We start from the raw sequence: 15,771 nt of genomic DNA, 5'->3' as shown, positions 1-15,771 counted from the left end.
CTATGCTTTTTGTTTTGTGCCTTTGAGCAAAAAGACCAGTGGCACTGCCGATAACGTCACCCACATCATTAATCTAAAATCCTGCAAATAAGCTAAAGTTGCTGCCTGACGGCTTACTTCGGCATTAAGCAGTGCTAAGCCTTGCGGCGTATTTATATTGACCGCTCCGAGTTGTACCGCATGCTTCAGCGCAAAACTAAAGGGATTAATGTAATCTGCAAAAGCGGCGTGATTTATCTGAGTTCGCTGGGCAAGGTAAGAAATCATCACTGAAATGCCAATACTACTACCAATATTTCGCATTAAACTAAACAGCGCGGTACCTTCATTACGGTATTTAACGGCTAATGTTGCAAAGGTAATGGTTGATAATGGAACAAAGATAAAACCAAGCCCTAAGCCTTGAATGATACCGGTTCGCACTATGTCCCAACTGGTGATATTGGTGTTAAAAGCCGTCATTTCCCACAGCGAAAGCGTGGTTAACATTAGGCCGATAAATATCTGATAACGCACATCAACTTTGCCAACAAGTTTACCTACCGTCACCATCGCAACCATAGTGCCAACGCCCCGCGGCGCAAGTAAATACCCCACATCAATCACTGGGTAACCTAATAAGTTCTGCATAAAAGGAGGCAATAATGCCATTGTCGCCAGTAATATCACCCCTATGATAAATATAAACACTAAACCTACATTAAAATTGCGATCCTTAAACAGACTCGGTTCAATAAAGGGCTGTTTATAAGTAAACATATGAACGATAAACAGATAGAAAGCCATTGCTGCTAACAGCGCTTCAATCACCACTTCTCGACTGGAAAACCAATCAAGAGATTGGCCGCGATCTAGCATCATTTGCAACGCGCCAATGGCTAAACTCAGCATCGCAAATCCAAATAAATCGAACTTACGGCTGTTATCTAACGGCGTTTCTTTTACGAAGGCGGCGAGCCCAAACCACGCCAATAAACCAAAGGGCAAATTAATATAAAACACCCAGCGCCAGTTGTAATACTCGGTTAACAAACCTCCTAGTGATGGTCCTAAAATAGGCCCGACCATCACTCCTACTCCCCACATGGCCATTGCTGAAGCGTGGCGCTCCACGGGATAGCTATCAAGTAACACAGCTTGTGATAGTGGGACTAAACTTGCGCCAAAAATCCCCTGCAGTAATCTAAACAGTACGATTTGTTCGAGGTTTTGTGCGGCGCCACAAAGCATTGAGGCGACAGTAAAGCCCACCACTGCCCACATAAATACGCGCTTGCGGCCTAACCTAGCGGTTAAAAAACCCGTTAATGGCATAAAAATCGCAGCGGCAACTATATACGAGGTCAATACCCAAGAGATCTGATCTTGAGTCGCTCCCATACTGCCCTGCATATGGGGTAAAGCAACGTTGGCAATGGTGGTATCTAGCGCCTGCATAATCGTTGTTAGCATCACAGAGACAGTAATCAACCCCAAGTGCTTATTAGTTTGTGCCTGCGTTTGTGTGACTGCGGGGATCGTGTGCTCATTGGCAGTTTTAGTCGTCATTGCACTATCCTCACAGCGTAAAACCTAATAGCTGTCTGTGGTGCTCAGTATCGATATCGACCACAGCGCTTAATCCTGCTCGTAGCGGTGCATCTTGGTTAATGCTCTGTAAATCAGTTGCATTTAGTGCAATGCGTACAGGTACGCGCTGGGCTATTTTCACCCAATTCCCCGTCGCATTTTGCGCTGGGATCAGTGAAAATTCGGCGCCAGTGGCTGGACTTAAGCTGTCAACGGTCCCCGTCCAAGTATGATCGGGGAAAGTGTCTATATGGACGGTCACCTTTTGTCCAGGCTTAACATAAGTGAGATCCGTTTCAGTAAAGTTCGCCTCAATCCACAGTGATTTATCTGCGACTAAGGCTAATGCAATGGTACCGACATTAACGTACTGGCCTAGTTTGGGTAATTGACTCACCACACCCGATACAGGCGCCTTGATTTCAATGCGATCGAGGTCTAACTGGGCTTCACTAAGTTGCGCCAATGCCTCTAAATAACTGGGATGCTGCACGATGGGGAAATCTGGACTGCCGCCTAAGCTCTCAGCAATACGAGATAGATCTTTTTGTAATGTGAGTATATTTTGACGGGCAATATCCGTATTTTGACGTGCGTCTTCGAGTTGAGATTCTGAGACAAAATGTTTGCCGATGAGGTTTTCTTGGCGTTTTAGTTCTTTGACTGCAAAAGTAAATTTAGTTTCTGCTAAGGTAATCTCTGCTTGTTTTTCATGGTAGCTTGCCTTTAATACCGCTAAATCAGTTCGTACTTGTGCCAATTTGGCATTCGCTTTATCAAGCATTACCATAAACATGGCATCATCTAATTTAAATAACCGCTGACCTTGTTGAACCAATTGATTTTCTTTAACAAAAATCTGCGCCACATTACCAGGCACTTGAGCACTCACCGGCACTTTATCGGCTTTAACGTAGGCATTATCCGTTTCTATATAACGGCCGCCATGTAAATAGATGCCGCCAATCGCCAGCAATATTAATATTGGTATGACAACCAGTAAAAAGCCGCGTTTTTTACTGGTTGATACGCCGTGATGCACGGTGGCAGTGGTTGATTCACTCATTCAATTACAACTCCAAAAAACTATAAAGATAAATTCTTATGCATCTGGGTTAGTGCACAAAGTATGGCCTTGGCCTGCGCCTCATCAAATCCCTTAAGCGCCTGTGCATACACAATTAAAGCCGCACGATCTATTTCATCGAGATGAGGTTTAGCGGCATCAGTAAGAAACAATTTAAATGCACGCTTGTCCTTTGCATCTTGCCTACGCTCAACTAGACCCGCATCACAAAGCACATCGATGAGCCTTGCGACGGTAATCGGTTTAATCTCGAGTATCTCAGCTAGTTCAAATTGCTTTAAGCCTTGGTGGCGAGCAATACCTATTAAAGCCCTCGCCTGAGTCAGGGTTAAAGAGCAGTTTTCAGTTTGCTGGTAAGTTGCTTGAAAAGCACGGCGCATCATGCGAGTGACATTACCAAGTAAAGCACCCAGATTATTGGAGGGAATATTCATCTGTAACCCATATAGTAAGCATTGCTTATTATATTATTTGCGTTACTTCGAGGTCAATTTACACTGGATGGTAATTGTTCATCAAAAAATCAGTGGTTAACTAAAATCCGTTCAACAAAAAAATTAATATTAAGATAGAGTTTAATCATTAATATTAGTGGGTTAAGATTTTTTGGATTTTAGCAAAAATACTTAAAACGCCAAAAATTAGCTATTTTGACTGAGGAGATTAAGTAAAATTAATGTGCTTGTCGTGACTCAGATTCAATACATTCAGCATATATGGCTAAATGCCTCAATCCAATCAAACCTAGCCCCTAACGCAATTACGGCCTTCGGCTTTAGCTTGATAAAGCGCCGTATCTGCACGACTAAATAGAGTTTCGGCATCGTCACCTTGTTGCAATGAAGCCAGTCCGATAGACACAGTAATCGCGCCGAGGGAAAGCTTTTTATCTTTGCCTATGGTTAAGTGGCGCTCAGAAATACGTTCGCGCAGATTTTCAGCCACTTGTAATGCGTCATGAAAATGCGTATTAGGTAACACCACCACAAATTCCTCACCGCCATAACGCGCTACAAAATCGTCGCCACGCACACATTGCTTTAACGCCAATGCGACATAGGCCAAGACTTTATCGCCGGTTAAATGACCGTAGGTATCGTTAAAAGCTTTAAAGTTATCAATATCAATTAGCAACAGGCTACAGCGGGTTTGGTGATCTTCGGCGTGGTGAATTTGATCCTGAATACTCAGCTCATAAGCGCGGCGATTGTGCAACGACGTTAATTGGTCTGTCATCGCCGCTAAGCTAAGGTTTTCCATTTCCGATTTAAGACTTTGCACTTCTTGTCCCATGGTGCGTAAGCTTTGCTCCATATCACGGGTATTGATCAGTAGCATTTGCATCTCACCTACGACACCATCAACTAACTCATTTAGCGTATCAATATCGGGATTGTTTTGCAGGTGCATACCAAATTTGGCTAATGAGCCAGAGAACGCTGTGGTTCCCTGATTGAGTTGGCTGATTTTAGTCATCAGACTGTTGATCAGAATTTGCGTTTCAATCTGAACATTCTCAATAACTTCGGGCGATTGTTCTTGAATAAAGTTCTTGTACAGGCTGGTATTAACCTCCTTGGTAAAAGAAACTGAATTAGCTAAAAAACCATCAATCGCACGATTTAAATCAAGATTAGTTCCCGTAAAATATTCATACCAAACAGTATAGTTTTCAGGCGTGACAGGAATATCGAGGGCAGACATTTGCGGTACGGCCAAACGCAGAATGTGCGCGGCAGAATCAAGTTCTTTATTTTCTGCAGGAGAAGGCATAAATCATAAACCATATAAATGTTATATTTTTGTATGCCTTAAGTTAACTCAACGGCTTCGATTTGGATATGGGACAAACGCATTATTATGATGGGAGTTAAAAAAAGAGGATGCGGCCATCCTCTTTTATCATTCAAAATGAGATCAATCACCGTGGGCTAATAAACGTTAACATATAATCCGAGCAATTAATCACTAAGAATTTAGCCACGGCAACCGGCAAAGATATCTAGTTCGGGCTGATAAACTGCTGTTTTAATATTCATTAGACCTAATAGACTGTCGAATAAATTGTCATGGGAAAACCCGCCTTTGGCTGCATGCTGCGCTAAACAAGCCATATCTAAATGATTATCTTGGCTAAAATCCTTTGATATCCAAGCAAGCATAGGAATACTCGTCTGTTCAACGGGGGCAATACGGTAAGGTGCACCATGCAAATACATGCCCTTTTCACCTAAAGACTCACCGTGATCGCTCAGATACAACATGGCAGAGTCAAATTTATCTTGCTGATATTGTAATTTTTTAACCACCTCACTGATGATGTAATCAGTATATAAAATGGTGTTGTCGTAGGTGTTCATTAGCTCGATTGCACTACAGTTTTGAATATCACTGCGTTGACAATCGGGCGTGAATTTACGGTGCTCTGGCGGATAGCGTAAAAAATAAGTTGGCCCGTGACTGCCGATGATATGCAAAACAATCACAGTATCTTTGCGCTCTGCGTTAGCTAAAGCCTCATCTAACTTATTCAATAACACTTGATCAAAACAATATTCTCCAGAACATAATTTAGGATCGCTTTTTAAATTAATGATGATATTTTCGACTTGGTCACACACACCTTTACAGCCAGAGTCATTATCAAACCATTGTACTTTAATGCCAGCATGATCAAGTACATCCACCGCAGTATCTTGGGCATAGGCGCGGCGAGCATCGTAATCCTCTCGCCCCATGCGTGAAAACATACAAGGCAGAGACACCGCAGTCGCCGTGCCACATGAGCTGGTATCTTTAAATACGGTAAGCCCTTGATCTTGGGTATGGGCGTTAGTTGGTTTGTCATAGCCATAATATTGATGGTTCATCGAGCGCGCGGTTTCACCCACCACCAAAACTAATAAGTTAGGTTTACCGTTGGGGTTAGCACTGACATTTTTAGCATCCATACCTAGGTGCTCATACTGCATCGGTGTTTGTAAATAACGCACATTGATATACTTAGACGCGGCGCCAATAAAATAGGTAGGTACGACATAACGTTTCAGTTCGTCGTGATTACGGCCAAAGGAAGCGTAATCTTGAAAATAGAAGAAGGCAATCACGCCAAGGCCTGCCAACATGACTAGCATAAACAGCACCTTATGTAGCAGCTCCTTTAAGAAAGGCTTATATTGAATATCCACTTTATAGATAAGGTACGCAGGTAAAATCCCTGTCAGCAACATGTTCATGATTGACGCAAAATTCACATACATAAACGCTTCGGCTGGATTAGTTTGAAAAGTGTTTTCAATCATGCCGTAATCAAACACGACGTTGTATTCATATGCAGCAAAAAACACACCTGAAGACACTAACGTCAGTATGATGAAAAGTGGCTTTAGCAGGTATTTTATCGTAAACAAAGAAAACACAAAGCTGAGTGCAAACGTCAAAAATAGCGGCATAGTCGCAATAAAAATAGGATCGACATCAGGTTGTTTTTCTATGCCATTTTTAATGACGCCAAATAATGGGATATTGAAAATACAGACAAAATATAACGCGATGATAAAAGTGAATTGATTCACTGATAGAGTTTTAAATCTTGCTAGCACAGCTATAACTCTCTCAAATTAGTAATCTATCGAAGTTAACTTAGTTATCTTAAGATAATCTTACGACTCAAATTTAGCCCATAATAACAAACTCTTGCAAATGGCTCAAACGACTAAATTTACTCAATTTTTTTAACTAGAGTGCAATATTATAAATAACAACTTTAACTATAGTTAGTGCTAAATAAAAAACGGCCGAACCTTAAAGAGTTCGACCGTTTTTTTGTTCCCCAACCTATTAGGGACTTGCTCAGTTTGCCACTCATTTGCGGTTAATTTGTTAAAAATAATATTGTTCAAGCGGTAATTATCATAAAAGCTGTTATCAGTAGGCAAGCACCATTGAATTAAGTTCCGCAGCTTGGTGATTATTTGTAGCCAGCATGCCCTTCTTCAATATTTTTTAGTACAACACATCAATCCCTATGTCTTTCATCTTAACGACCATCTTACGAGCGTGACCCAGTCGTCACTGGTAGAGGTGGTGAAAAAGACTTTTGGATAATGCACGTATTTATGCAGATGATGATAAGGCGAGTAGCTTTTAATGTACGCCCATTCCTCTGGAATATCTGGGTTACCATATTCGCCCATCCAGCTAGCACCCGCTAGCAACTTATTGAATCTAAACATATCAACTAGAGGTACTTAGCACTCCAACCCAATATATTTATCTTCTTTTGCGTGAAGCTGACCACTCATACTGAGAACTCCGCGATGCACAAAGATAATAATGGATGATTCATTCGATTCCTTTAAGCAACGTCCATCTTGAATTTTGTGCTTACATTAGCTTAATTAATCGCTAGCTCAACGATTAACTCAGTAATAATGCAACAGAGTGCAAGGGATAATAATAGAAGATGATTAATCTAGAATGAATCGCGTTTTTAAAAATTTATTGCTATAAAAAAGCGCCTTAAGCTGACACAACTACCATCACAAACGCCGAGGAATGTCCCCAGATATATTGGATATAGAACGCAATGCAAGACAATTTAAGTTGGATGGTAAACGGGAAAGGGTTTATCCAAGAGTGCTTTAAATAAGCAAAAACAAGTATCTAATTAGACCAAATAAAAATGCCGTTCACTCTTAAGTGAACGGCATTACCCACGAGGGACGCTTTTAGTAAATAAAATAGGCTACATTAAAACTCGTTATTCATGCGTGACAGTAAATTAACCAACACGACTCGCTCCTCACAGCTCATTTTTGCGGTGAGATCTGTGGTGAGCTGTAGATGTAGTGCATCATGCTCAAGGAACAAAGTTTGCCCCTTGTCAGTTAATTCCACCAAAATCGAACGGCGATCGGTTTCATGGGGACGACGTACGACCCACAGTGCTTCTACCATTTTATCAATTTGCACTGTCAACGTGCCGGTCGTGACACCAATTTTATCCGCCAGTTCTTTCATCCGCATGGCACCGTGCACGCCAAGCAACTCAATAGTATGCACCTGCGATAGACTAAAGCCTTTATCACGTACTATAGCGTGCTCCCAAGATGACAGTTTTTCGTAAAACTCAATAATCACATGATTTAATGCATGATCTGTCGAATGTGCGGCTGTTGAATTAGCAGCAGTCGAATCAGAGTCACTTGCTTGCAAGTTTGATAAATGATGATGTGCAACAGTCATTAGGCTTCCTTAGCCATACACTCGCGCTGACGACAAGTATGGAGTTCAATAGTGATATGGGACAACTCAGGAAATTGTGACAGTAACTGATTAAAATAGCTGGCATCTTTTGGTGAATGGGACACGATAGATACCATAATAGCATGGTGATCGGCGCTCACTCGCCAAAGATGTAAATCGGCAATTTGATGATCGGGTACAGCCTCAATGGTTTCTGCCACTTTACGCTGCAATGATGCTTTAACACCACCATCGAGCAAGATAGGACTCGTTTGCTGAATAAGTCCCCATGACCAACGGCTGATAATCACCGCCCCCACAATCCCCATAATCGGGTCGAGCCAAGTCAGTCCCATGTATTTACCAAACAACAAGGCAGCGATGGCGAGCACTGACGTTAACGCATCGGCTAGTACGTGAAAATAGGCAGCGCGAAGATTGTGATCATGGGCACCTTGGGCCTTCTGGTTCTTATGCTCAGCAGCATGGTGATCCTCTTCATGATGGCAATGGCTATGATCATGATGACTTTCATCGTGTGCATGTGAGTCATGGTGCATATGTGGGGGCTCATCATGTGAGCGAGCCGTATGGGTGTGATTGTCATGGGCGTGTGCTTGGCTGTTGTGATTTGCATGATCGTCTTCATGATCATGTTGATGCCCATGATCGTGTCCGTGGTGATGCCCATGGTCGTGGGTATGGTGATCTTTGAGCAAAAACACACTCAGCACATTAACGCTTAAACCAATCACCGCCACAAAAATAGCTTCGTTGAAATGAATTTGTTCAGGGTTAATCAACCGCATTGCCGATTCAATCACCATCACCAATGCGACTAAACCTAAAGCTATCGCACTGGTGTAACCGCCAAGTACACTTACCTTGCCCGTACCAAAAGTAAAGGCAGAATCGTTAGCGTGTTTACGGGCATAAGAATAAGCGAATAAAGTAATCATAAAGGCCGCAGCATGGGTGCCCATATGCCAACCATCGGCCAGCAGCGCCATAGAACCGTAAATGGTTCCGGCGGCAATTTCAGCCACCATAGTCACGATAGTCAAATACAGTACATAACGCGTATTTTTCTCACCTTCTCTATTTAGGCTCGAAAACTGATGGGAATGCTGCCACGGCGTGAGCGAGTGCCCTTTCCCATGGCTCGTTTCGGCATGATGTAAATGTTGTTCGCTTGTGGTTGATTCCATCGTTTAATCCTTTTCCTGCATTATCAATGATTAATACTGGGATTATAGTTTGAAAATCAAAATACATGAATAACGAAATACATTAAAGCCAAAAATAATGACTATCAAGCTATTGTGGCCTCAAACATTATCATTCATAACGGCAGTGATAGTATCTTATCCGCCGATTGATGATAAACCTTAATAACTTACTTTTAGTACAAGCAAAGCATTGAAAAATAAATTAAATGATGTAGTGATATGTCAGAATCGAGGGTACAAAAACCATAAATTGTAATGAGACTATGGTTAAAATGACAAAGGTTAAGATGACAAATTCCTACTTTAATGATGAGTAATGGCTTAACTTGAAATCTCATCTTCAACCCATAAATTGATAGCAATAACATGAATCACTTTTTGCTGAACCAATAACAAATACGGTTCATGGTTTTTTTATAATATTATTTAACCCTTTGTTGAATATCCTGCGTTTATAGGGATATCACATCGGCAACGTTGCCGATAAAAGCGAGTTAGATTAGGAGAAATAAGATGAAATTGAATACGTTATTAAGTGCTGTAGCCCTGTCCTTAACACTTTCCATTAGCTCATTTAACGCCATGGCAATGAGCTCACCTCAGTTAATAGGACTCGATACCCCCATGATCAGCATTCAACGTTTTGGCCAAACAGATTACAGCCCACAGGAAGTGACTAAGATGTTTCCCGCGCCTTCGGCAGGGATGGTACAGCACATTTTGACATTGCCTAAGCTAGAAAATGAAGATGACTATATGATCGAAATTCAAATTGGTCAGACGAAAATGGTTGATTGTAATAAACATCGATTAAATGGCGAGTTAAAAGAGCGCACAGTCGAAGGCTGGGGCTATAACTATTATCAAGTAGATGGAATATCGGCAGGTCCAAGCACTATGATGGCTTGTTCTGATACAGCAAAACAAAGTGCTTTTATCCAAATCCCAGACGAACTTATACTGCGCTATGACAGCCGCTTACCTAACGTTTTTTATCTTCCTGAGGGAACAGAAATACGCGTTAGAACCTGGAAAGTAGACTCAACATATCAATATTCTAAGTAAAAATAGTTCCAATGCGCTTCGAGTCTTTGCTAATCATCACGAGCAAAGGCTCGAAGCACATTAATCAAAATCTTTTAATTCTAACAACTTGCATAATCTCTATTTCGAAGCCAGCAACAGTCTCTGTTTCTGGATAATAAATAACGTTGATTTTTTGCCCTTGCAAATTTTTATACTTTTTGACGCGGCGAAATTTAAACGGCACATCACAATCTTCAATCATCACGGTATGTTGTACCCAGTCAGCTTTTTCTCTTTGCATGTGAGAAACCACAGTCACACCTTCAGAGTGAACCAAATGTTCATGGGTAGCTAACATCTTTTTTACGGCCTTATTCATGATCAACTCTTTTCTCATCTAGTTGCGACAACTGCGACGCAACTTTCTGTTTAATTTCAGCATATCTCAATTTTTCACAGCGACCGAAGCCACTTAACTTGCGCACTTGAAAGCGACTGACCAAGGGAACTGCCATACCAGCAAGACAACGACAGTAAGTATCAAGGGATATATCATTAATACCCTTGGCCGTTAAATGCGTTTTCAACGCAATCAAATCAGCGAATATTTGCTGTTCAGTAGGCCAAACGGGCTCTGTTGAATAGCGTAACTGAGCAATATTTCCACGACAAACACTACAATGACCACACAAGGTGGGTGCCTGATTATCATCAAAATAACGCGATAAATTATGGCTTAAACATGTTTCAAGTTCAAAAAAACGTACTAATTGCGCTATTCGTGCAATTTCTTTCTGCTCTTTATCGCTAAAATAATGATAAAGCACATCAATCAAATCCGCTTGCGCCAATGCGTTCACATCTACCTGATACACATCTGTTATACGCTTAGTTTCTAACTCAATTAACTGATGTTCTGCTAAATATTCCAGTGCTGCTAACACGCGGCTACGCTCATGGCCTGTGGCATTGTATAGGGCATCAAAATCCAATGCGCCCCATATTTTTTTCATTTGCGTATGATTAAAAATCTGCGACAAAAATGCCTGTCGCTCTGGATTAAATCGCTCCAAGATGGCTTGCTTATCTGCTAGAAATTTATAGTTTACATCCGCGTAGTAAGCAAACAACGGCTTTACTACACCCAATATTTCTAACTGGACGAGCAAAGTTTTCAAGGGCAACTGGCGAATATTACTCGCAGTGGAGAGGCCATTTAACTGGCATTCCCATTGACCTAAATGCTGTTCAAGTTTAATGGTGTCAACTACTTGTGCGATACCATCCCGCTCTGGAGTATCTCCATAGACAAAATTTTCAACGGTATTTAATCCATCAAGATTGGCTAACGTTACGCAGTGAGATAACTGACCATCGCGCCCTGCTCGACCTATTTCTTGGCTGTAATTCTCTATCGATTTAGGTAAATCATAATGGATCACAAAACGAATATTACTCTTATCTATCCCCATGCCAAAGGCGATAGTGGCCACAACGACTTGTAACTTATCTTGCATAAAGTCATTTTGAATTTGTTGACGCTTTTCATCTTCAAATCCAGCGTGGTATGCGCTGGCAATAATCCCATGTTGGCTTAATAAGCGCGCTACCGTTTCAGCAGTTTGCTGTAACGTCACATACACAATACCGGCGCCAGAAAATGAGGCGATTTGCTTAACCAGCAAAGCATCTTTTTCTTGTGTGGAGATAGGCAGTACTGTCAAATCTAAGTTCGGTCGATAAAAACCCGTTTGCACTATGTGCTCAGGCGCGATATCAAACCGTTTTGCCATATCCAGCTTAACTTTGCGTGTCGCCGTAGCGGTTAATAACAATACTAATGGGATTTGTAACTCACGGCGATAATCAGGCAATTTAAGATAATCAGGACGAAAGTTGTGTCCCCATTCTGAAATACAATGTGCCTCATCAACCACTAACATAGATAAAGTAACTGATTGAATAAATTGCCTAAAACGCTCATTTTTAAAACGTTCTACCGACACCATTAAAATCTTAAGTGTGCCAGAACGTGCATCTACCATCACTTTTTGACTTTGTTCGGCACTCAATGTGGAGTCGATGCTTGCAGCATTAATGCCTTTAGATTGTAAAAATTCCAGCTGATCTTTCATCAAGGCCAGTAGTGGTGAAATCACTAGTGTCAAATGAGGTAACTGCAATGCCGTAAATTGATAGCAAAGGGATTTACCCGAGCCCGTTGGGAAGATAGCTAAACTCGACTGTCCACTCAATAGTTGCGCTATGGTTTGCACTTGCCCAGGACGAAATTCAGAGAAACCAAACCCTTGTTGCAATAAACTCGCATACGGATTGGTCTCCAGAATAGGATTAAACATCAAGCGTCCTTTACACTTATTCTTACCCACCTAAATGTTAAGGCATACTGCAAGAAAAAGATTTAGCATTTAATGAATCGCCTAGTTTAGCAAATTTTAAGCTACTTTATGGAGTTAATTACCAATAAGAGTATTTTAATCATGCAAAAGAGAGCGGAGACATTATTAGTGAGATTAATATAAGGTATTGATATGCATAATATAATTTATATTTTGTATGCGATAAATAAAATACGAATGAATAGATAGAAGTCTGTTAAATAAAGAATAATTTATAAAATAAAAATTTTAGATAATATTAGTTCATTACAAACGACTGAATTTGTAACGTGTTGATAGTTTATAATTTTCTAGCTAGATAAATATTAATTAAGGCGGTGAGTTTATCCTGAAATCTTTCTTCAAAACTCTCAATATCGCGGCCAATTAAGTGGAAATATCTGGTTGCTTGTTCATGTGAAAGTAATTTATTAGCAACACTGTACTGCATCTCGTCTAAGCTTTTATTGTATCTTGGGGTGAGTACCCAAGTGCCAACATTGACGTCAAAGTTTTGCATCGCCTTTTGGGCCAAAGCACAAAAAGCTTCAATATGATCTAAGCCATTGGGGCCAAGACAGCCAGGTTCAATGCGGCACAATATGGCAATTTGTCGCTCACTAACAATACTTACACTCATCTTTAGCCCTCAATGTGATACCGTAAAACTTAGCATATCGAGTTAAGCTTAACCATTATTTTCAATGCCGATACACATAAATATAAAAACCGTAAATTAGTATTGCTAATTATAGTTTTTTATTACTTAGTCCATTATGTTGCCGACTTGAGAAATATCTAATACTGATATTTCATCATGCTCTGATAACAAGGTATCTATCGCCTGATCAAAGCTATCTAATTTTTGAGTTTCCATATAGTGCTTCAACCTTTGAATAATATCCTTACTAACTTCAATATGAGATTTTTTTTGGCGTTTTTTTATTTGAGACAATTCTTTGCGGACCATACGCCAACCAAAATCAGAGAAATATTGATTAAGCATATTATTTGCTTTGGTGAGTTCGTTATCAAGTAGCTGCCCTTTTTTGCGTAAACGAACCACTTCATTTAACAGAGTGACCAACTCAGGGTAAGAGTTTAGATTATAAAACCACGTTGTTTTCGAGGCTGCAGCATCAGGGTTTATAAGTCGATAAATTAAAGGTAAAGCAAAGTTTAATTCACTCTCCTCAAGCAATAATAATTTTCTGCCTGCTGTTGGCTTACTCTCATGATACTTCCAAGCTTGTGCTGCCATAAATACTTTTTATATCTAATATGCTATTAATTAAATGACACCCAATACTAGTACAAATCGCCGACCATTAATATATGGTTCAACCATTTTATAGGGGTTGTAAATGCCAAAATGCTGTTTTAGGTATTTTTATGCGGAATGAACAAAATAATAATCAGGTAACTTACTGTAACTAATCGGTTAAAAATCATTCAAACCTACTATCTCGTTCAATATTAATCATATAGACATCAAATAAAATGGTTAAACCATCCTTTAAAAGTAAAGAGTGTTCAGCTAACTTAACTAAAGCGCGAACCTATGCTGTGTATGATTTTAATACACCTGTTCTCTTCTATTATATTTTTTGACTTATTATCGACCATTATTACGGCGCTTAAACAGTGTGTTATTTTTAAGCATAAACAACAAACTAAGCATTATTTAAAACATCACTCTCAATAAAAGAATACTTTTTAATCAAATAGTACACCTACCAGTGATAATGACGATTATCACTGGTAGATGTTGCTATGATTTACGTATAATTACGCCTTATTATTCGATATAAGGTAATACGAGCAGTATGTCTAAAATGATCCGTATAAATTCATCTGGTCAAAATAACCACACTATATCAAATGAAAAACTAACTGGATCAGAGAATAATCATACCAAAAACCCGCATTTTTTTGAGGAGTCATATCTTCCACAATCTGTACGTAATGACTATTTAAGCGCAGCCGAAGAAACGGAATATGAAATTTCAGCTAATACTCGCCGTGTCTATAAAACGAGCTTTAGTTTATTTAGCCATTATTGTACTGAACATAAACTTCAGTCCCTCCCAGCCGATCCCCGTAGTGTAATTTCATTTATCGGTCATCAAAAAGAATTGATTCAAGAAAACACCGGCGTACAACTGTCAAAACAGACTCTCACAACAAGACTCGCTGCGATCCGTTATTATCATATTCAAGCCGGATTCCATTCTCCAACCGAGCACCCTTTGGTCATCCGAGTGATGCGTGGTTTAAGCAGAAATCAATCTCGTCATGTCAGTGATTATGATCAACAGCCAATCATGTATGATGAAGTGGAAATGTTAATTCAGGCAATTGATGAACAATTACATCCCTTAACGCGAGCGCGAGATAAAGCCATTATTCAATTAGGATTGCAGGGCGGATTTCGTCGCTCTGAACTTGCAGGTATAAAAGTACAGCATGTCAGTTTTTTACGAAACAAGTTGAAAGTACGCCTCCCTTATTCAAAGAGTAATCAGCAAGGTCAAAAAGAATGGAAAGATCTTCCAGATCATGAACCCTTTGCTGCATTTGATGCGGTGAAACATTGGTTAGCATTAACCAATATTAAAGATGGGCATTTATTTCGCTCGATATCCCGTGATGGTAAAAATTTACGCTCATATCAGATGGTCGAGCGTAATTTAGATGCTAACTCAACCTTAAATAAAAATAGTGGTTTCCTCACCGGTGATGATATTTATCGTATTATAAAAAAATATTGTACTAAAGCAGGATTACCCGCAAGATTTTATGGCGCTCATAGTTTACGCAGTGGTTGTGTTACACAACTTCATGAAAATAATAGAGATCATTTGTATATCATGGCAAGAACCGGACATACCGATCCTCGTTCATTACGTCATTATTTAAAACCTAGGGACTAAATGTTAAAAATTATAAGATAAAAATTAGCCATCAAGTTATTAGTTTTTGCTATTTCTATTTTACTTCTATTTATCGAAAATAGAATTTACTGCTTAAAAATAAATAGGCACTTATACGTTATTAATATTATATTTAAATGATACTTTCTGATAAAAAAAGTAGTGAGTCTAGAATTCAACTCCGAAGTGCGACACTCGGCAATTAAGCAACTAATTGGTGAAAAACCACCGCTGGCTGCTTAAACTTCAAACATTTCTTGGGGCGATAGTTAATCCTGCTC

13 protein-coding genes and 1 pseudogene are annotated in these 15,771 nt (G+C 39.9%); 2 read left to right on the top strand and 12 right to left on the bottom strand.

Annotation, left to right across the window (positions count from 1 at the left end; all coding sequences use genetic code 11):
- From BW947_RS17810 to BW947_RS17775, 8 genes and pseudogenes are all read right to left on the bottom strand, one after another.
- Window positions 1-1,548, bottom strand: a complete 1,548-nt coding sequence (locus tag BW947_RS17810; protein WP_076502154.1) for a DHA2 family efflux MFS transporter permease subunit — start codon at window positions 1,546-1,548, stop codon at window positions 1-3.
- Between the two features lie 10 nt (window positions 1,549-1,558).
- Window positions 1,559-2,635 (bottom strand): HlyD family secretion protein, encoded by a 1,077-nt coding sequence (locus tag BW947_RS17805; protein WP_076502153.1) that lies wholly within the window; start codon window positions 2,633-2,635, stop codon window positions 1,559-1,561.
- A gap of 20 nt (window positions 2,636-2,655) precedes the next feature.
- Window positions 2,656-3,090 carry a MarR family winged helix-turn-helix transcriptional regulator gene (locus tag BW947_RS17800; protein ID WP_076502151.1) on the bottom strand — a complete coding sequence of 145 codons (435 nt, stop codon included), beginning with the start codon at window positions 3,088-3,090 and terminating at the stop codon, window positions 2,656-2,658.
- Window positions 3,091-3,400: 310 nt separating this feature from the next.
- Window positions 3,401-4,429, bottom strand: coding sequence for a GGDEF domain-containing protein (locus tag BW947_RS17795; RefSeq protein WP_076502150.1), 1,029 nt, complete (start codon window positions 4,427-4,429; stop codon window positions 3,401-3,403).
- A 203-nt stretch (window positions 4,430-4,632) separates the two neighbouring features.
- On the bottom strand, window positions 4,633-6,258 hold the full coding sequence (locus tag BW947_RS17790) for a phosphoethanolamine transferase (protein WP_076502148.1): 1,626 nt from the start codon (window positions 6,256-6,258) through the stop codon (window positions 4,633-4,635).
- Window positions 6,259-6,583: 325 nt separating this feature from the next.
- Window positions 6,584-6,906: pseudogene (locus BW947_RS17785) on the bottom strand (prolyl oligopeptidase family serine peptidase); the annotation flags it as partial.
- Between the two features lie 502 nt (window positions 6,907-7,408).
- Window positions 7,409-7,903: a MarR family winged helix-turn-helix transcriptional regulator gene (locus tag BW947_RS17780; RefSeq protein WP_076502146.1), complete on the bottom strand. Its 495-nt coding sequence runs from the start codon at window positions 7,901-7,903 to the stop codon at window positions 7,409-7,411.
- Window positions 7,903-9,111, bottom strand: a complete 1,209-nt coding sequence (locus BW947_RS17775) for a cation diffusion facilitator family transporter (RefSeq protein ID WP_076502145.1) — start codon at window positions 9,109-9,111, stop codon at window positions 7,903-7,905. Before BW947_RS17775 ends, BW947_RS17780 begins: the two co-directional genes overlap by 1 nt.
- A gap of 534 nt (window positions 9,112-9,645) precedes the next feature.
- Here BW947_RS17775 and eco point away from each other — a divergent pair.
- Window positions 9,646-10,197, top strand: coding sequence for a serine protease inhibitor ecotin (eco, locus tag BW947_RS17770; protein WP_076502143.1), 552 nt, complete (start codon window positions 9,646-9,648; stop codon window positions 10,195-10,197).
- Between the two features lie 64 nt (window positions 10,198-10,261).
- Here the strand turns inward: eco and BW947_RS17765 are convergent, their stop codons facing one another.
- The 4 genes from BW947_RS17765 to BW947_RS17750 form a co-directional block, all read right to left on the bottom strand.
- Complete coding sequence (locus tag BW947_RS17765; RefSeq protein ID WP_076502141.1) at window positions 10,262-10,537, bottom strand: hypothetical protein; 276 nt, start codon at window positions 10,535-10,537, stop codon at window positions 10,262-10,264.
- Window positions 10,530-12,518, bottom strand: coding sequence for a RecQ family ATP-dependent DNA helicase (locus BW947_RS17760; RefSeq protein WP_076502140.1), 1,989 nt, complete (start codon window positions 12,516-12,518; stop codon window positions 10,530-10,532). The genes BW947_RS17765 and BW947_RS17760 overlap by 8 nt, the downstream gene beginning before the upstream one ends.
- A 340-nt stretch (window positions 12,519-12,858) precedes the next feature.
- Window positions 12,859-13,197, bottom strand: coding sequence for a hypothetical protein (locus BW947_RS17755; RefSeq protein WP_076502138.1), 339 nt, complete (start codon window positions 13,195-13,197; stop codon window positions 12,859-12,861).
- A 126-nt stretch (window positions 13,198-13,323) separates the two neighbouring features.
- Window positions 13,324-13,818, bottom strand: a complete 495-nt coding sequence (locus tag BW947_RS17750; RefSeq protein ID WP_076502137.1) for a hypothetical protein — start codon at window positions 13,816-13,818, stop codon at window positions 13,324-13,326.
- 565 nt (window positions 13,819-14,383) lie between these two features.
- Here BW947_RS17750 and BW947_RS17745 point away from each other — a divergent pair.
- Window positions 14,384-15,490: a tyrosine-type recombinase/integrase gene (locus BW947_RS17745; RefSeq protein ID WP_076502135.1), complete on the top strand. Its 1,107-nt coding sequence runs from the start codon at window positions 14,384-14,386 to the stop codon at window positions 15,488-15,490.
- Window positions 15,491-15,771 lie beyond the last annotated feature (281 nt).

It is taken from the genome of Shewanella morhuae, assembly GCF_900156405.1.
Classification (GTDB): Bacteria; Pseudomonadota; Gammaproteobacteria; order Enterobacterales; family Shewanellaceae; genus Shewanella; species Shewanella morhuae.
The sequence above is the reverse complement of the archived record's forward strand: the minus strand, read 5'-3'. Positions and strand labels throughout refer to the sequence as shown.